Annotated in this window: 21 protein-coding genes and 1 pseudogene; 2 read left to right on the top strand and 20 right to left on the bottom strand. The window is 60.4% G+C overall.

The genetic code is table 11. The features are described from left to right. Positions 1–3: 3 nt before the first annotated feature. From GOB90_RS16340 to trbB, 3 genes are read right to left on the bottom strand one after another with little or no spacing between them, the layout of a single operon-like run. Positions 4–279 carry a VirB3 family type IV secretion system protein gene (locus GOB90_RS16340; RefSeq protein ID WP_061492098.1) on the bottom strand — a complete coding sequence of 92 codons (276 nt, stop codon included), beginning with the start codon at positions 277–279 and terminating at the stop codon, positions 4–6. After that, positions 279–635, bottom strand: a complete 357-nt coding sequence (locus tag GOB90_RS16335; protein ID WP_146891743.1) for a TrbC/VirB2 family protein — start codon at positions 633–635, stop codon at positions 279–281. Before GOB90_RS16335 ends, GOB90_RS16340 begins: the two co-directional genes overlap by 1 nt. After that, positions 632–1,588, bottom strand: a complete 957-nt coding sequence (gene trbB / locus GOB90_RS16330) for a P-type conjugative transfer ATPase TrbB (protein ID WP_146891740.1) — start codon at positions 1,586–1,588, stop codon at positions 632–634. The genes GOB90_RS16335 and trbB overlap by 4 nt, the downstream gene beginning before the upstream one ends. 315 nt (positions 1,589–1,903) lie before the next feature. Between trbB and GOB90_RS19850 the strand changes: the two are divergent. Continuing rightward, positions 1,904–2,323 (top strand): annotated as a pseudogene (locus tag GOB90_RS19850) (MucR family transcriptional regulator); the annotation flags it as partial. 255 nt (positions 2,324–2,578) lie between these two features. On the opposite strand, the gene GOB90_RS16320 reads toward GOB90_RS19850, so the two are convergent. The 5 genes from GOB90_RS16320 to GOB90_RS16300 form a co-directional block, all read right to left on the bottom strand. Further along, positions 2,579–3,016 carry a CopG family transcriptional regulator gene (locus GOB90_RS16320; protein ID WP_146891735.1) on the bottom strand — a complete coding sequence of 146 codons (438 nt, stop codon included), beginning with the start codon at positions 3,014–3,016 and terminating at the stop codon, positions 2,579–2,581. Continuing rightward, complete coding sequence (locus tag GOB90_RS16315; protein ID WP_146891732.1) at positions 3,013–5,016, bottom strand: conjugal transfer protein TraG; 2,004 nt, start codon at positions 5,014–5,016, stop codon at positions 3,013–3,015. The genes GOB90_RS16320 and GOB90_RS16315 overlap by 4 nt, the downstream gene beginning before the upstream one ends. A 170-nt stretch (positions 5,017–5,186) precedes the next feature. Beyond that, positions 5,187–5,765, bottom strand: a complete 579-nt coding sequence (locus GOB90_RS16310) for a zeta toxin family protein (protein ID WP_146891728.1) — start codon at positions 5,763–5,765, stop codon at positions 5,187–5,189. Continuing rightward, on the bottom strand, positions 5,762–5,983 hold the full coding sequence (locus GOB90_RS16305; RefSeq protein ID WP_146891725.1) for a hypothetical protein: 222 nt from the start codon (positions 5,981–5,983) through the stop codon (positions 5,762–5,764). The genes GOB90_RS16310 and GOB90_RS16305 overlap by 4 nt, the downstream gene beginning before the upstream one ends. An 83-nt stretch (positions 5,984–6,066) precedes the next feature. Beyond that, positions 6,067–6,612, bottom strand: coding sequence for a TetR/AcrR family transcriptional regulator (locus tag GOB90_RS16300; RefSeq protein ID WP_146891723.1), 546 nt, complete (start codon positions 6,610–6,612; stop codon positions 6,067–6,069). Positions 6,613–6,705: 93 nt separating this feature from the next. On the opposite strand from GOB90_RS16300, the gene GOB90_RS16295 reads away from it, so the two are divergent. After that, the gene (locus GOB90_RS16295) at positions 6,706–7,314 is read left to right on the top strand and encodes a glutathione S-transferase family protein (protein WP_146891720.1); all 609 of its coding nucleotides are present in this window, start codon (positions 6,706–6,708) and stop codon (positions 7,312–7,314) included. Positions 7,315–7,335: 21 nt separating this feature from the next. Here the strand turns inward: GOB90_RS16295 and GOB90_RS16290 are convergent, their stop codons facing one another. From GOB90_RS16290 to GOB90_RS16235, 12 genes are all read right to left on the bottom strand, one after another. Continuing rightward, the gene (locus GOB90_RS16290; protein WP_146891717.1) at positions 7,336–9,078 is read right to left on the bottom strand and encodes a relaxase/mobilization nuclease domain-containing protein; all 1,743 of its coding nucleotides are present in this window, start codon (positions 9,076–9,078) and stop codon (positions 7,336–7,338) included. Between the two features lie 195 nt (positions 9,079–9,273). After that, positions 9,274–9,954 (bottom strand): lytic transglycosylase domain-containing protein, encoded by a 681-nt coding sequence (locus tag GOB90_RS16285; RefSeq protein WP_146891714.1) that lies wholly within the window; start codon positions 9,952–9,954, stop codon positions 9,274–9,276. Then, complete coding sequence (locus tag GOB90_RS16280) at positions 9,951–10,292, bottom strand: DUF736 domain-containing protein (protein WP_146891711.1); 342 nt, start codon at positions 10,290–10,292, stop codon at positions 9,951–9,953. The genes GOB90_RS16285 and GOB90_RS16280 overlap by 4 nt, the downstream gene beginning before the upstream one ends. A 1-nt stretch (position 10,293) precedes the next feature. Next, entirely contained in the window at positions 10,294–10,851 is a 558-nt protein-coding gene (locus GOB90_RS16275; protein ID WP_146891708.1) for a S26 family signal peptidase, read from the bottom strand. Beyond that, positions 10,848–11,324 carry a DUF2840 domain-containing protein gene (locus GOB90_RS16270; RefSeq protein ID WP_146891705.1) on the bottom strand — a complete coding sequence of 159 codons (477 nt, stop codon included), beginning with the start codon at positions 11,322–11,324 and terminating at the stop codon, positions 10,848–10,850. The genes GOB90_RS16275 and GOB90_RS16270 overlap by 4 nt, the downstream gene beginning before the upstream one ends. Next, on the bottom strand, positions 11,321–12,064 hold the full coding sequence (locus GOB90_RS16265) for a DNA-methyltransferase (protein ID WP_146891702.1): 744 nt from the start codon (positions 12,062–12,064) through the stop codon (positions 11,321–11,323). Before GOB90_RS16265 ends, GOB90_RS16270 begins: the two co-directional genes overlap by 4 nt. Before the next feature lie 265 nt (positions 12,065–12,329). Further along, entirely contained in the window at positions 12,330–13,139 is an 810-nt protein-coding gene (locus GOB90_RS16260; RefSeq protein ID WP_146891698.1) for a replication initiator protein A, read from the bottom strand. Beyond that, positions 13,136–13,411: a helix-turn-helix transcriptional regulator gene (locus tag GOB90_RS16255; RefSeq protein WP_146891695.1), complete on the bottom strand. Its 276-nt coding sequence runs from the start codon at positions 13,409–13,411 to the stop codon at positions 13,136–13,138. The genes GOB90_RS16260 and GOB90_RS16255 overlap by 4 nt, the downstream gene beginning before the upstream one ends. A 129-nt stretch (positions 13,412–13,540) precedes the next feature. Continuing rightward, positions 13,541–14,005 carry a DNA -binding domain-containing protein gene (locus GOB90_RS16250; protein ID WP_206752483.1) on the bottom strand — a complete coding sequence of 155 codons (465 nt, stop codon included), beginning with the start codon at positions 14,003–14,005 and terminating at the stop codon, positions 13,541–13,543. A gap of 127 nt (positions 14,006–14,132) precedes the next feature. Beyond that, on the bottom strand, positions 14,133–14,351 hold the full coding sequence (locus GOB90_RS16245; protein ID WP_173572153.1) for a transcriptional regulator domain-containing protein: 219 nt from the start codon (positions 14,349–14,351) through the stop codon (positions 14,133–14,135). Positions 14,352–14,673: 322 nt separating this feature from the next. Beyond that, a complete protein-coding gene (locus GOB90_RS16240; RefSeq protein WP_173572152.1) occupies positions 14,674–14,811 on the bottom strand; it encodes a hypothetical protein in 138 nt (45 codons plus the stop codon). A 343-nt stretch (positions 14,812–15,154) separates the two neighbouring features. After that, a partial coding sequence (locus GOB90_RS16235; RefSeq protein WP_173572151.1) for a DUF736 family protein occupies positions 15,155–15,263 on the bottom strand: 109 nt, incomplete at its 5' end.

Genomic DNA, 15,263 nt, shown 5'->3' with positions numbered 1-15,263 from the left:
CTCCTATGCCCGCAGCCAGGCGGGATAACGGAGATGCCGCCGACCGACCTCGATGAAGAACGGATCGCGCCTGGCACCCCAGACCGCGAGTGTGTGCCCCACGATCCAGAATGCCGCGCCAATCAGCCAGAGGCGCAGACCGAGCGCGATCGCAGCCGCCAGCGTGCCATTAGCGATGGCCACGGCGCGTGGTGCCCCGCCCAGCAGGATCGGATCGGTCAGAGAGCGATGCACCGGGACATGAAAGCCAGGCACCGCATCATCGTCATAGCCCGCCATCAGATCAGCGCCCCGCCCGAGAAGGAGAAGAAGGACAGGAAGAAAGAGCTGGCCGCAAAAGCGATGCTGAGTCCAAAGACAATCTGGATCAGGCGACGGAAGCCACCGGATGTTTCCCCGAACGCCAGGGTCAGACCGGTGACGGTGATGATGATCACAGAGACGATCTTGGCGACCGGTCCCTGCACGGATTCCAGGATCTGATTGAGCGGCTCTTCCCATGGCATGCCGGCCCCTGATGCCCAGGCCGATGAGCCGAAGAAGAGCGACAGCAACATCGCTGTGCCGATCACACGACTATCGGGCAGGCTGCGGGCAGACAGAACGACGGAATGGCGGCGTGAACGGGACATCATGATGACTCTTCCTTCCCGGAGAACGGTGTTTCGGAGAATGACAGACTGGCCGGACGGATGCGGTAAGCACCTGTGGCCGGATCAAGACCGTCGATTTCGGCCAGTTCACTCAGACGACGGGCGGTGCCGCGCCCTGACAGCACGGCGACCACGTCGATGGTTTCGGCAATCATCGCGCGTGGCACGGTGACGACGGCTTCCTGGATCAACTGTTCCAGCCGGTAGAGGGCAGCCAGCACCGATCCGGCATGGAGTGTGCCAACCCCGCCCGGATGGCCGGTTCCCCAGGCCTTGAGCAGATCAAGGGCCTCGGGACCACGCACCTCACCAATCGGGATACGATCCGGGCGCAGGCGGAGTGCCGATCGGACCAGTTCGGACAGTGTAATGACACCATCCTTTGTACGCATGGCGATCAGATTGGCCGCCGTGCATTGCAGTTCGCGCGTATCCTCGATCAGGACCACGCGATCCTCTGTTTTTGCGACCTCGGCCAGCAACGCATTGGTCAGTGTGGTCTTGCCGGTCGATGTGCCACCGACCACAAGGATATTCCTGCGGGCCATGACAGCAGTGCGCAGCCAGTCTGCCTGCGCCTCTGTCATGATTTTGGCCGCGACATAATCCCCAAGCGTGAAGACCGCGACAGCCGGTTTTCGAATGGCGAAACTCGGCGCTGCGACAACTGGTGGCAGTAGTCCTTCGAAGCGCTCACCCGTCGGCAGTTCAGCAGAAACACGGGGGGCACCGGAATGTACCTCTGCTCCAACATGATGGGCGACCAGACGCACAATGCGTTCGGCATCGGCAGGCAGGACCACTTCCCCTGTGTCAGCCAATCCATCTGCCAGACGATCAATCCACAGCCGGCCATCCGGATTGAGCATGACCTCGATAATGGCCGGATCAGACAGGTGATCTGCGATGGCTGCACCCATGGCGGTGCGCAGCATCGCGGAGCTCCTTACCGCACCCGGCAAGAGAGGCTGATGAGCTGTCATGGAAATCCCTGCTCTACCGAATACTTTGAGATCAGCCGTGAGGCGCGGGATATATTAAGAGAGGTCTATTTCTGCATTTTTCAATAGTGTTCTTTGTGACTGCGTAGTGTGGCGTAACGAGGCGCAAAATTGTCGGCGAGGAACGGGAATCAGAAAGACCTGACGGTATAAAAATCCGGTTGTGCCGCGCCCCGATGTGCAGCATCGTGGGGCTACTTCATTCCCAGACTGCGATCCGAATTTTCAGGAAGATATTTCGTGGCCGATATCAGCGACAAGCACACCGCCCTTCTCGCCTCCGTGACACAGATCGTCACGGCCCATCTCTCCAACGGCAACACGGCGTTGCCGACAGAAAATGTTCCTGCCTTCATCCGGGAGGTCCATGCGACCATCCGCACCATCGCCGGGGGTCAGGACGAACCTGCCGAAGACACCCACCAGGACGTTAAAGCCACCCTGGTCCCGGCCGTTCCGATCGACCAGTCTGTTTCTCCCGATTACATCATCTGCCTTGAAGACGGGAAACAGCTCAAGATGCTCAAGCGTCATCTGATGTCCCGCTACCAACTGACGCCGGCCCAGTACCGGGAGCGATGGAATCTTCCCAAAGATTATCCGATGGTCGCTCCCGCCTATGCGGAACGCCGTGCTGCCGTCGCCCGTGATATCGGGCTTGGACGCAAGGGGCGGACGCCCACACCAGAAAAGACAGTAGAGAAGGTGGTCGCAACAGCAGAGGTCATGCCCCCGGAAACGACGCTTACGGACGCATCCAGACCGGCTGGCTCCACTGGTCGGCCCGCGCGACGGTCATCTCCCGCCAAATCGAAACAGGACAAACCTGTACAGCCAGCACCAAAGAAAGAACAACCCGTCAGACCCCGTGCTGCACGCCGCAGCAAACAAACTCCATCAGAGGCGTGATAGTGTCATTGCGCGCTACAACACGCCCGTATCGCCAGAAGGTGCGTCGGGTGGCTGAATATCCTCATGCAGGCGCCGGCCTGTCGCCAGACGCCTGCCGAGTGCTTCGATGAAGCCTCCATAACGTTCGGCCGCCTGCGCCCGTGCAGCAGCAGCCGAGCTTTCCGGCAAGGCGGGCGTCATGATCATCCAGAAACGGATGAACTGGGCCAGCGTCTCGACGGTGATCCCGGTATCGCGCTCCAGCCGTGACAGGCGTTTATCGACACGGTCCAGCCGTCGGGTCAGTGCGGCCTGCCCGGTCCCCTCTTCTGGCGAGAAAAAGACAGACAGAGCTGTCTCAACCACGAGGGAACCGGACTGACGGCGGTGGATGGCCATATCACTGACAGCTTTGAACAGATCGGGATCGAGATAGACCGTCATCTGTTGCTTCTTGCGGGGGCGTTTCATGGTCCACCGATCTCCATGCCATCATCGCGGTCAATGGCGGCCAGCCGGGCGACTTTCTGCAGATCGAGAAAGTCCCGGTCCCACCGTGTGCCGCGCTGGCCGGCCTCGGGTGGCCTAGTCTGTTCGCGCTGCTCATCCGTCTCGTCGCGGGGTGGAATATCGGCGGGGTCGGCATCCGGAGTGCGCTTGTGCCCCGCCCCCAGAGGTGTTTCCTCTTCCTGCGTTGGCTGTGTGGGAGCTGAGCCGTGTCCGGCTGTTTCAGGCAAGGGGCGCAGGGTCCAGTCATCCGGATGCGTTGGTGTTGACGCCTTTGCCTCGCCCGACTTGGGCGGTGGAAGCAATCGTTCCTTGAAGCGCGTATCAGCGTAATAGCGTGCCTTCTTGGCCCGGACAGGCGGGGTGCCAGCCGCCATAACAATTTCATCTGCTGGTGGAAGCTGCATGATTTCACCAGGCGTCAGGAGCGGGCGCGCGCTTTCCTGCCGCGAGACCATCAGATGCCCCAGCCAGGGTGACAGGCGATGCCCGGCATAGTTTTTCTGGGAGCGGATTTCAGTGGCGATCCCCAGCGCATCCGAAACCCGTTTGGCGGTCCGTTCGTCGTTGGTGGCAAAACTGACCCGCACATGGCAGTTATCGAGGATCGAATTGTTCTGACCGTAAGCTTTCTCAATCTGATTCAGGCTCTGGGCGATCAGAAAAGCCTTGATGCCGTAGCCTCCCATGAACGCCAGAGCGCTTTCAAAGAAATCGAGCCGTCCGAGTGCGGGAAATTCATCCAGCATCATCAGCAGGCGATGATTATGTTTATGCGCGTTCAGATCCTCGGTCAGCCTGCGCCCGATCTGGTTCAGCATCAGACGGATCAACGGTTTTGTACGACTGATATCCGAGGGTGGCACGCTGAGATAAAGCGTGGTGGGCCGATGCCCTTTGACAATATCCGCAATCCGCCAGGCACAACGCGAGGTAACTTTCGCGACGACCGGATCGCGATACAGACCAAGAAACGACATGGCGGTAGAAAGCACACCCGATCGTTCGTTGGGAGATTTGTTCAGCAGTTCACGGGCAGCGGATGCAACCACCGGATGCGGACCATCCTTGCCCAGATGCTTCGTCTGCATCATCGCAGCAAGCGTGGCTTCAATCGAACGTTTCGGATCGGAGAGCAGGTTGGCGACACCGTAGAGCGTTTTGTCCTTCTCCGCATACAGAACATGGAGGATGGCGCCCACCAGCAGAGAGTGTGATGTTTTCTCCCAGTGGTTCCGGCGTTCAAGCGATCCTTCAGGATCGACAAGTACGTCCGCGACATTCTGGGCGTCGCGGACCTCCCACTCCCCCTGCCGGATTTCAAGCAGCGGGTTGTAGGGATCAGAGGCAGGATTGGTCGGGTCGAACAGGATGACCCGGCTGAAACGCGCACGAAAGCCCGCAGTGATCTGCCAGTTTTCACCCTTGATATCATGGACGATAGTTGATCCGGGCCATGTCAGAAGGGTGGGAATAACAAGCCCGACCCCCTTGCCAGACCGGGTCGGCGCGAAACAAAGGACGTGCTCAGGACCGTTGTGGCGGAGATAGTCACGCCCATACTGCCCAAGAATGACACCGTCAGGATCGAGCAGTCCGGATTGTTGCAATTCCTCACGACTGGCCCAGCGTGCGCTTCCATAGGTCGCTGCCCGTCTTACCTCACGGGCACGGCGAACCGACAGCGTGACGGCGGCCGCCAAAGCCAGCACGCCACCACTACCAGCAATCCACCCTCCCTGTTCGAAGACATCCGGAGCATATGCATCATAGGCATACCACCACCAGAAGATTATGGGCGGCCAGTAAACGGGCCATCGATGCGCAAGAGTAAACCAAGGAAGGCCGAGTTGGGCCTGAAAGCCCAGTTTCCACGCCACCCATTGTGTCGCCACCCACCAGGAGAAGATAATCATGAGCAGGACAACGCTCACCTGCCCCCATAGAACCCGCGATCCGGACATAGTGATTTCCTCCATACAATCCCATGGAGGAAAGGAAACGAAGACAGATAGCTGGATTCAATGTTTTCAGCCCTACCTGCGCAGCCCGGCGCAAAAGGGCGTAAAATTGTCGGCGCAAGCGTTACCAGAGTCCATTACAACAGCGTCTTTGGTCTTGGCGACAAAACGCACTAACGGCAGAGATCAGGACATGTGCTGACCAGCCACGCAGGCATAATCATGCCTCGACGCACAATCTGACCATTCTCGATTTCAAGCACAGGCTCCGGCATAACGCCTGAATTATCAGAGATGACAACATGGTCAGACAGGCCAATAACAGTCGGAAGATTGCCGAGGCTGCCAATATATCGCCTGCGAATGGCTTCCGGTTCAATGAAATGTCCACCACCCGCAGCACGTGCCCTGACGCGCTGAACATTCATTTCAACCGAAGCCAGAGCAATATATCTCAACTCGACATGATATCCGGCCATACGGGCCGCCATGATGCGACGGATTATGGAGTGGCCGGATAATGTCGTTTCGAGAGAAATCGATTTTCCGGTTGCCAGAGATACATTGAATATCTCGATGGCTCTTCGCCCTGCTTCCCGGTCGGCATCGCGCGGGCTAGCCGGATTGATGCCCCGTGCTATCTGATCGGGGTCAATGACGACGTCGACCGGCTCAATGTCAGCGCTGGTGCCAACCCGCAGACTACTTTTGCCAGAGCCGTTCGGTCCTGCATAAATCAGTAATCGCGTCACGCCGGATAGGGAAAATCTTCATCGCGGAACTCTTCCAGCGGTGCAAGACGTTCAACCCGACCGCCGGGGAATTCGCGCACAACCCATCCCTTCTGGACATAGGTCATAATCTCACCACTGGCTGCCCGCGCTACTCGCGCCCGCTCACCAGCAATGCGGACCGCCTCAAAGCTGGCCCACGCATAATGCTGCCGTTCCTGCGTTTTGTGTCCGGACATGGCGACCCTGATTATCCATAAAGCCTGTGTGATCACTCATAGCACAACTGAAGCCTGACGCGCAGAGGTCTTTTCGATGGCCGTCAACCCCGCGAAACTATCCCCACGGAAGCCAGAACACCAGCAGCTTCGCGTCTGAGCGGTTCTATTTCGTCGAGAGCCGCCAGCCAGAATGTGGCCCCCTGCAAACGCGTCAGCGCGTCCGTGGCGACCCGCATAGGGTCATCGACCTCCCCTTTTTCAAGTATTTCGGCCATACGCACGCGCAACGCCAGCACGAAATCCCTGACAGCGGTCTTCGCTTCCTGGGTATCCAGAGGTACGCCGAAAGCCAGGTGGAAGCCGACACATCGTCCACGCTCGCTAAAGACTGCGACAATACGCTCAATCAGTTCCCGATAGGTGTTTGTCCAGTCCAGTGCCGGATCTGGAAGCCCTTCAAAAGTTTCCTTCAGGGTCAATTTGAGAACATCGACAACGAGTGATTCCTTACTTGGAAGACGATTATACAGACTGGACTTCTTCAGACCGACCCGCTCGGCCAGGTCGTTCATCGAAGCGCCGGCGTATCCCCGTTCCCGGAAGAGTTCACGCGCAGCAATCACGATATCGTCATAGGATGCTTTCATCTTTACCCTTCCATTAAGACCGATCGGTCTTGTTTTCTACATCAGGGGTCATTTCATTCTCAAAATGTAAGTCCATCTTCAGAGGGTCCGTTCATGAAACTCTATGATCTCGATGTATCCGGCAATTGCTACAAGGTACGCCTGTTTGCGGCACTTACCGGCATTCCTGTTGACCTCGTGCCGGTTGATTTTTCCAAGGGTGAACAACACAGCCAGTTGTTGACCAAACTGAATCCATTTCAGGAAGTACCGGTTCTCGTTGATGGCGAAACGGTCATCCGGGATTCTCAGGCCATTCTCGTCTATCTGGCTTGCAGCCTATCCGACCAGCGATGGTGGCCCGATGACAGACGCGTTCAGGCAGACATTGTCGGGTGGCTATCAGTTGCAGCCTGTGAAATCCGCAATGGGCCAAATGCTGCACGTCTGATCAGGAAGTTCGGTGCCGATCTCGACATGGAGGCCGCTCTTCACTGGAGCAACAGGATCCTTCCAATCCTCAACAAACATCTGGAAAGCCAAGAGTGGCTGGCATCAAGCCATCCTACAATCGCCGATTGCGCAGTCTTTCCTTACCTCTCCGTTGCGCACGAGGGCAGTGTGGACGTAACACCTTACATCGCGTTAATGGCGTGGATGGCACGGGTCAGTCGTCTCCCCAATTTCATCCCGATGCCCGACATGCTGACGTTACCACAGTAAGACGGTCAGCGAAGCGGGCCATCAAATCCTGATCCCCATGTCCCGTTTCCGTCCGAACGACCAGTCCACGCCCCCGTCCTCCCGTGCAACACCGGAGACATGACGCCCGATCTGTTTCTCCAGCGATGGCGTCCAGGGGACAAGCTGGAACCCGAGGCCACCGTCAATCATGGCGAAGCGCCCCGAGGCGAGGGTCAGGCGCTGCCGGTAGGTTCCGGTGACATACTCGCCGGCCTCGGCACTCTGGATGGGCTGACCAGTTTCGCGGGCCAAACGCTCGGCCACGTCCCCTATCTCCCGCGCCCGCATGGAGGCGACCATGCCACGCGGATAGCGCACACGCGCTCCGTCCTGCTGTGCGATCCCCTGCGCGACCAGATGAGCGCTACGCCGGCGTAGCGCGTCACGGACCTCCGACCCGAAACCACCCTCTCCCAGCGCTACCGGTTCGCGGGCGACAAGCTGGCGATCCAGCCATGTCGCGCCCCGTGCCCGCACCTGCTCTCCGATTGGCAGATCGGACCGCACCGCAAGTGTCGCCCGTCGCTGCCCCTTCGCATCCTCATAGGTCCGCAGTTCAACCAGCCCACCGTGCGGCACATCTCCGGCCGCTTCCAGCGATGGCAGATGGACATGATGCGTGCGCCCATCCACGCCGTCGATCACTGCATAGGCGCTTCCCTTCAACTCATCATCCAGACCGCGCGCGACCAGACGCCCGATCGCCGGCTCGGCCAGGTCTTCCCCCGCCAGCACCCATGACGACGAGGCCCGTTCGATCCCCTGTTCGCTCAGACCACGGTGGATACGTTTGATGATGTCATTGCGCTGCCCCATCTCGCGCAAGGTGGCTTCCGCCGTTTCATCCAGCCGCCATTGTCCAGCCCCGACCTCATGGGCAAGGCCCATCCGTTCCAGTCGCCGCAGCCGCCCGACCTTCATGACCGCGAACGCCTCAGGCTGCTGGTCAGGCGACGGCGCCATGTCGATGATGCCTTGCTGGTTCGCGTCCTGCTGCAACTGGCGGTCCAGTTGGGTCCAGCGTTCCGCCTCGACCTGACGCTCGACGTTGCGGTGAATTTCCTGGTCGGTGCGCGGCCCGAGTTCGAGCGTGACCAGGTTCTGGGCACGGGCACGCAATCCCTCGCGGATGTAATCCTTCGAGATGACCAGATCCTCGCCGTCCTGATCCTTGCCCCGCACGATGATGTGGATATGCGGATTGTCGGTGTTCCAATGCGACACGGCAACCCAATCCAGCTTCGTGCCAAGATCCTGTTCGGCCTGGGTCATCAGTTCCCGCGTGAAGGTTTTCAGGTCCGCCATCTCGGCCGCATCCTCAGGTCCCACGATGAAGCGGAAATGATTCCGGTCGTCCTGACACCGCTCGGCGAATTCGCGCGCGGGCACATGGTCGCGCTCGGCCCCGAACAGCCGGGCCTTCTCTCCGTCCTTCGTCACCCCTTCGCGCTGGAGATAGGACAGATGGGCACGCAGGGTCGCCCGTGCGCCATGCCGGACCACCCGTGCCTTGACGATGGCAAGCCGGGTGCGCCGGGACAGGAGACGGTTGGCGTCGGTTGCCGCGCCCCTGCCCCGCCCGAAAGTGGACGGTCCCTTTCCGGGACGCCCCGAGCCAGAACGGCCCATGCCACCCGCCCGGTTGGTGGCGGCCAGCACGCGCCCGATGAAGGATCGTCCCTGGCGGGCACGGGGTGAGCGGATGCGGCCCGGCCGGACCCGGAAATCGTCATCGCGGGCCATGAAGACCGCGACCTTGCGCTAACACATTGAAAACAAGCCAATCACGCCATCGGACACCTTGGGACGGCAAAATGACCTTGTGAAAAACCCAGAAAAACCGCCCTCCCCAACCATGCCGCACCTTGCGGCTTTTATCTTGCATTAGCCCCCAAAGACCCGATCCCCAGCGCAACCGCCGTTCCCCCGCCTGTCCGATCATCGTGCCCGCTCCATGGAGACGGGTACGAACAGCGCTTCGGACGTGCCAGCCGACGTCTGTGGCGTGTGCGGGAAATGGCCGGCAAACAGCGTCTCGTTAGGCTGTTCGCTCGCAACGGAGACGCCGCTTTCGTGCAGACTGTCCGCAGGAAACGTGCGCCGGTCGAGCAGGTGCGCGACAGAGGCGACGTAGTCCCGTGTTTCGTGTGGGAGGGGCTGGCCCGTCGCAAGATGGGCCTCATAACGGCCCGGTCCTGCGTTATAGGCCGCCAGAAATCCTGCATCCCCATAGCGGTCGTGCAGCAGGCGGAGATAGCTGGCACCGGCAAGAATGTTGTCCTGCGGATCGAAAGGATCGCTCCCAAGCGCGAGATCGCGCCGCAACTCCTGCCATGTCGCGGGCATGATCTGCATAAGGCCCATCGCCCCTTTGGCGGAGATGGCATGGGCATCACGACCGCTTTCGACCTGCATCACCGCACGGATCCATGCGGGCGGCAGGGCAACACGCTCTGCCGCCTGGCGGATCATTCCCTCAATGTCCTGCGCGCTGGCAGGGTGCATCAGAACCACCAGCGAAGCCGCCAGTCCTATGCAGCACACGCGGACGAGACTGAACCGGATCCGCGTGCTGGCGTTGCGGCCACCCCGGCCTGCTCCTGCAGTCAGACGCATCATTCTCGTGCTCCCTGACGTTTCTGCGGGCGGTTCCAGACAAGCTGCCAGACCCGTCCACCCCGGCCCGACTGGAACAGGCTCGCGCGCAGGCCCTGTGCCAGAGAGGGATCATCGACCACCACGACAATGTATTCGCCAGCCCGTTCGCCGGTACGTGTCCAGCCCGCGCCAACTTCCGGGCCTTCGGCACTGTCACCGAGATGGATGCGATAATCCGGTGCGTTACCGCCGTCCGGTGTCTCGATACGCACCAGCGTCAGTTCGGCATCCAGTACGAGTGTGCGCAGACGTCCGGAAAAGCCATCAGCCGTGCGCGTGAAGAGTCCAATCTGCGCCATGTCAGTGATCCTCTGAAGTATGAGAAGGAGGCGGGCTGGCGGCAGACGCAGGGCCTGCGCCAACCCAGAGCGGTGTCGCGCGCCCGATCACGCTGCTGACCGGCAGAGGACCGAAATATCGCCCGTCGAGACTGCGAGGTTCGTGCGTGTTCATGACGAAGAGTTCGAGTCCACCGAGACGGTGACAGCCCTGCCAGACGGGCAAGAGACGACGCCTATGATCGACGGGCAACGCATCACCCGTACCCCGACCATCGATGGTGATGTGACTGCCGGAGCGGCAGACTGTCTGTCCGCCGACCGCCGCCACGGGTTTGAGCAACGGCACGCCGTGCGGCAGATACCCACCCCGTGCCAGCATGTCCGCATCGCGTTCCGGCAGGTGCAGTGCGACCAGATCCCCGACATGCGGAGCCCGCACCGGGTGCAGACGATACAGCCCTACGGGCACGCTGGCGGTCGCGTTCCAGATCAGGCGCGGCGTCGGATTCAGCGCCATCGACAGACCGACTCCAAGTGCTGCGAAATACGTGGTGAAAAACCAGCCCCGCCGCGTCATGACACGATCCTCCGACGCAGCCACGCAGCATGTCGGGTCGCGGAATAGCGGGGAATATCCTGACCATCAGGTCGTGACCGCCAGAGCTGTCGCCAGTATTCCGGATCAACATCGACGGCATTGATGCCCTGCCGTTCCACCGTCTCGATCACAGACAGCACGGCACGCACCTGCGGCCAGCCCGTGAACAGCAGCAGACGCTCCGCACCTGTGGGCACGAATGGCAGGCGGTCGCGCGGCTCGCCAGCCAGCGGCGCCCTTACGATATCGATGCAGCAGGTTGTCGTTCCGCAATCCGCCTGCGTCCAGCGCTGCAGAGCGAAGACCGCACCGGGCACAAAACTCAGACGACGGCGATAGCGATCGATCGGGTGTGTTTCCAGAGCATGCCCGAAGCGCAGCCACTGTTCGATGCGCTTCTCAAGCCAGGTCAGTTCGAGATGCGTCAGCACCTCGTGCGATGGGTGCGTCATGCGCGTTCTCCGGCAGGGAATGGAAGAAGGGATGCGAGACGATCAAGGGCGCGCTGCGCCATCTCGGCGTCGATCTCACAACCAACGTAGCGACGACCGGCAAGACGGGCCGCGACACCCGCCGCGCCCGATCCGGCAAACCAGTCACCGACCACGCCATCAGGCGGGCAACTGACCCGGACGATCAGATCCAGCAGAGCCACGGGCTTCTCCGTGGGATGGATCGCGCGGCCATGTACGTTGCGGAAGCGTTGCACCGACCGGGCCAGACGGGGGCCGCCATCGACGCTGCGATACGATGCCGCACCGATCGCGCCAGTATGGGTGGGGCGCATCTTGCGGCGCACCACCCGCCCCCGCGCGTCGTCTGTCGTGGCAACGACGTTGTAGATGTCGCGCCAAGGGCTAGCCTCCGGATAGAACTGCACCAGCAGTTCATGCACGCGACGGAAACGATCTGCATGAAAGACGCTGCCGTTCTGCTTCTCCCAGACGATCTCCTGAGCCTGCCTCAAGCATGCCGCCCGGAAGTCCGGCGCGGTTGCCATGAAGCTGCGCAGAGAGCCGAAGACCCAGAGCGAGCCGTGAGGCTTCAATGCCTTTGCCGCCAGCGGCAGCCATCCACGCACGTGCCGATCCCACGCCAGCGATGTCTCGCCATAGGGCGGATCAGCGATGATCAGATCAAAAGGCCCGTGATCAGGCATCAGGAGCCGGCAATCGCCGCAAAGGAGGGTCATGGCCAAATCCCCCGCTCCATACCGCCGTATCTGCCTGCCGCAATGGGCCAAAGCGCAGAACTGTCGGAAAATGTCGTGACAGAATCGCCGTTTTTTATGATAGTTGAAGACTTACGCGCACGCTCAGGCGCGGTGTACAAGTACAGAATAGTTATAATATTTAGTACCTTTAGAGAGCGAGAATTTCTCTCGTTATTCCAAACCGTTAGAGGGATTTCCCGTTCCTGATAGGTCGAGAATCCGATTCCTGATAGGTCGATGGGCATCAGGAGTCCTCCACATTGTTATCCACAGGCTCTTGTGGATAAGTGTCTTTGCTGGGATCAGGGGAGAAGCGGAGCACCGGCACATTGCTGGAATCGGTCTCCAGACGCAGGCGGTAGCCCGGCAGGGTGTCCGCCGCGATCAGACGACGGATTTCGAAAACGAACCGGGGATAAGGTGAACGGGACGCGGATTTGCGGTAGAGATGGGGCAGATCAAACGCCCAGCCATCGGACTGCCGACCGGCATGTCGGCGAACGAGGAGATACAGCCAGCGCTCGAACCCGCCAGTCAGGGCGAAGTAACGGGGATCAAGTGTGAGCACGCCCCGTCGACCGATGGCATCGCAGAGCCATTGGGGCAGGATCAGGTCCAGTTCTCCACGCCGTTCCTGCCAGGCGATCAGCCACGAAAAACCCTGCGCGCCGTCACGGGTCTGACGCAGCGATGTCGTCACTTGGGTTCCATGCAACCGGTCCAGCGCCGTCCGGAGCCGCTCATAACGAATGGCAGCCGGGTCACGTCCGATGAAGCGCAGCACCTCACTCATGCTGCCCTGCACACGCGGTGAGACCGGAATGCCCCGCCTGCGCGCGGCCACGAGACGGGACACAGCCCAGATCAGGATATCGGCATCCCAGATGGTTGCCATCGGACCATCATCGCGACCTGACACCTGTATGGTGACACGCCCCATGGCAAAGCTGACAGGCACATGCCGGGGGGATTTGCTGAGGCTAAAGAACGGCCATGACATGAGATCGATCAGCAGGCAGGGCGAGAGAACCGGTGGCACCTGGCGCGCGCTCATGGCCGACGCTCCAGCCTGCGGCTTCCGATCACACGGGCTTTTTCATAAGACTCTTCGGATGTGGATTTGCAGGCGACATTCTCGATCCAGTGCCGGATGTCGTTGACATGATAGAGAACCCGGCCGCCCATCTTGCGAAATACCGGACCACTCCCCCGGCAGCGATAGCGCTCCAGCGTCCGCGGCGAGATGTTCAGCCGATGCGCAGCCTGTGGGGTGGTGAGCAATTGTTCGTCGAGAAAATTGTTCTGACGCGGGTGTGACGGCGTCATGCTGGCCTCCGTCGGTTCGGGCGTGACTGGGCGCAGCGTGGACGGAAACTGTCGTGGCGGGGACGTACGCAGATTGCGGCCGTCTATGGACATACGTGCCGGACGGGACCGCCTGGACGGTGCAGAAATCTATCGGGAGAGACGGAAACGGGCGGGTCTGAGAAGGGTCAGATATTCACGTTCTTCGGCAAGCCGCGTCGCCTTACGCAACAGACGCCCAACACGTCCACGCTGGGACGACGTATCCCATTGCCGTGCGTTCATGTGTCTTACGGACGGATCAAGAACCACGCCGATATCGCGATGGGAAGCACCGGTCCGTCGTCCGGCATAGGCACAGATGGCGTCCGCAATAAAACGCGCACGGTAGATCGGCAGCCCCAGTGTCCGGGATAAAGGCGGAACAGGCAATCCGGAAAGATAGCGAATGAACCGGCGTACTTCTGCAATGCGCAGTTCTTCACCTCCGTCCAGAGGAATGAGGACTGCAGCGCGATCACGTGCTCTCGCATCACGGATCTGGACACGGTAGGTGTTTCCGTCGTGATGCAGGGCGAGAGATTTGCTCTGTAATCCCTGTCGTTCTGTGGCCATGGCCGCAAAGAGAATGACTGGCAACCTACGGGAATCAAAGCCAGTAGGTGCTTCCACGATGATTGTGACACCGGGATAAAATTCCGGAGCCCAGAGTGCCGGCTCTACCCATGCTGGGATTTCCGGCTCAGCCGGTACAGGATAACCCCCAGTGGCGAGCAAACTGCTCCACCAGTTCGTAACGCGCACGAATGCTCCGCAACGTGCCGAGTTGCTGTGTAAGGGACTGATACCCAGTGATGTAAGCCGGGATCTGACGCAGCAATTCGTGTGCCAGTCCTGGCGCATCGAGATGCTGTAGATGCATGCGGAAACGTGGATCGTACCAGTCAGGATGCGTGGCCATGGCAGTTCTCCCATTCCCGACCAGAACTACAGGGAGGGCGAGAGCCGGGGATAGATGCCATGAGGAAGGCACCGCTCTTCTCATATGATACATGATCGCAACATAAAGGCAGCTACATATTCGATTTTTGGATGTTGACACTGAAACGTTTTTATAAAGATGTTTTAAGTCAGCTATGTTCTCGAACCATTACTTCCTGAGAAGCCGCATTGCGAAATGTGGCAGTGTCACAATTAATGTAGGCGTTCTGACAGGTTCGTGATGTCATGATCATGCCCGTTCCAACTGACCGATGAGTCCCGGTCCTGAAAACCGCCCCCCGTCAAGCGGGGGGCTCGGCATCGCGTCGGGCAAGCGCCTCTTTGAGTTCGCACTCGATCTGCCGGCGCTCGCGACGGCTCAGGTGAAAGCTGGTCAGTTCGGCGCGTAGCATCTGGATGTGGTCGTGTAGCGTGGTCATCGTCCTGCTCCTTTCGTTTCTCGAAGACAGGACGGACGGCTCATGCCGGGGCGGACCGGGTCAGGGATCGCCGTCAGGCGACCGGCTCGCCGGTGCGTGGGGGAGCCGATTTTGTTCGCGTGCCCGGCACGGGTGCGTCGGGCAAAATTGGGGGGACCACGCGTCCTTGACGCGGTGCGCCCTCGCGCATGGTACAATGGGAAGGCTGAGGGAAAGCCTCGTATTCCTCCTGCGTCTCACGTCGGGCGACCAGCGCTGCCGCCCGCGCCCCGGAAGAGCCCGCGGGAAAAGAAGCCCGGAAGGCCCCGCCCGGGGAGACCGGGCGGGGTTGGTGGTGGGGCGCTTACTCCCCGTTCCGGCTGCGGGGCCGGGTCCAGATGAGGGTGTAGCCTTCCCCTTCCTCGTCGGTGAACAGGTTGGCGAAGATCGGGGCGGCGAAGGAGGGATCGTCC

This window comes from Acetobacter oeni, from assembly GCF_011516825.1.
In the GTDB taxonomy this organism is placed as follows: domain Bacteria; phylum Pseudomonadota; class Alphaproteobacteria; order Acetobacterales; family Acetobacteraceae; genus Acetobacter; species Acetobacter oeni.
The sequence above is the reverse complement of the archived record's forward strand: the minus strand, read 5'-3'. Positions and strand labels throughout refer to the sequence as shown.

What these genes read in the sequence shown, in the direction of transcription:
- GOB90_RS16340 (WP_061492098.1), bottom strand. Translation starts at nt 279, where the DNA reads ATGGCGGGCTATGACGATGATGCGGTGCCTGGCTTTCATGTCCCGGTG.
- GOB90_RS16335 (WP_146891743.1), bottom strand. Translation starts at nt 635, where the DNA reads ATGATGTCCCGTTCACGCCGCCATTCCGTCGTTCTGTCTGCCCGCAGC.
- trbB (WP_146891740.1), bottom strand. Translation starts at nt 1,588, where the DNA reads ATGCTGCGCACCGCCATGGGTGCAGCCATCGCAGATCACCTGTCTGAT.
- GOB90_RS16320 (WP_146891735.1), bottom strand. Translation starts at nt 3,016, where the DNA reads ATGAAACGCCCCCGCAAGAAGCAACAGATGACGGTCTATCTCGATCCC.
- GOB90_RS16315 (WP_146891732.1), bottom strand. Translation starts at nt 5,016, where the DNA reads ATGTCCGGATCGCGGGTTCTATGGGGGCAGGTGAGCGTTGTCCTGCTC.
- GOB90_RS16305 (WP_146891725.1), bottom strand. Translation starts at nt 5,983, where the DNA reads ATGTCCGGACACAAAACGCAGGAACGGCAGCATTATGCGTGGGCCAGC.
- GOB90_RS16300 (WP_146891723.1), bottom strand. Translation starts at nt 6,612, where the DNA reads ATGAAAGCATCCTATGACGATATCGTGATTGCTGCGCGTGAACTCTTC.
- GOB90_RS16295 (WP_146891720.1), top strand. Translation starts at nt 6,706, where the DNA reads ATGAAACTCTATGATCTCGATGTATCCGGCAATTGCTACAAGGTACGC.
- GOB90_RS16290 (WP_146891717.1), bottom strand. Translation starts at nt 9,078, where the DNA reads ATGGCCCGCGATGACGATTTCCGGGTCCGGCCGGGCCGCATCCGCTCA.
- GOB90_RS16285 (WP_146891714.1), bottom strand. Translation starts at nt 9,954, where the DNA reads ATGATGCGTCTGACTGCAGGAGCAGGCCGGGGTGGCCGCAACGCCAGC.
- GOB90_RS16280 (WP_146891711.1), bottom strand. Translation starts at nt 10,292, where the DNA reads ATGGCGCAGATTGGACTCTTCACGCGCACGGCTGATGGCTTTTCCGGA.
- GOB90_RS16275 (WP_146891708.1), bottom strand. Translation starts at nt 10,851, where the DNA reads ATGACGCGGCGGGGCTGGTTTTTCACCACGTATTTCGCAGCACTTGGA.
- GOB90_RS16270 (WP_146891705.1), bottom strand. Translation starts at nt 11,324, where the DNA reads ATGACGCACCCATCGCACGAGGTGCTGACGCATCTCGAACTGACCTGG.
- GOB90_RS16265 (WP_146891702.1), bottom strand. Translation starts at nt 12,064, where the DNA reads ATGACCCTCCTTTGCGGCGATTGCCGGCTCCTGATGCCTGATCACGGG.
- GOB90_RS16260 (WP_146891698.1), bottom strand. Translation starts at nt 13,139, where the DNA reads ATGAGCGCGCGCCAGGTGCCACCGGTTCTCTCGCCCTGCCTGCTGATC.
- GOB90_RS16255 (WP_146891695.1), bottom strand. Translation starts at nt 13,411, where the DNA reads ATGACGCCGTCACACCCGCGTCAGAACAATTTTCTCGACGAACAATTG.
- GOB90_RS16250 (WP_206752483.1), bottom strand. Translation starts at nt 14,005, where the DNA reads ATGGCCACAGAACGACAGGGATTACAGAGCAAATCTCTCGCCCTGCAT.
- GOB90_RS16245 (WP_173572153.1), bottom strand. Translation starts at nt 14,351, where the DNA reads ATGGCCACGCATCCTGACTGGTACGATCCACGTTTCCGCATGCATCTA.
- GOB90_RS16240 (WP_173572152.1), bottom strand. Translation starts at nt 14,811, where the DNA reads ATGACCACGCTACACGACCACATCCAGATGCTACGCGCCGAACTGACC.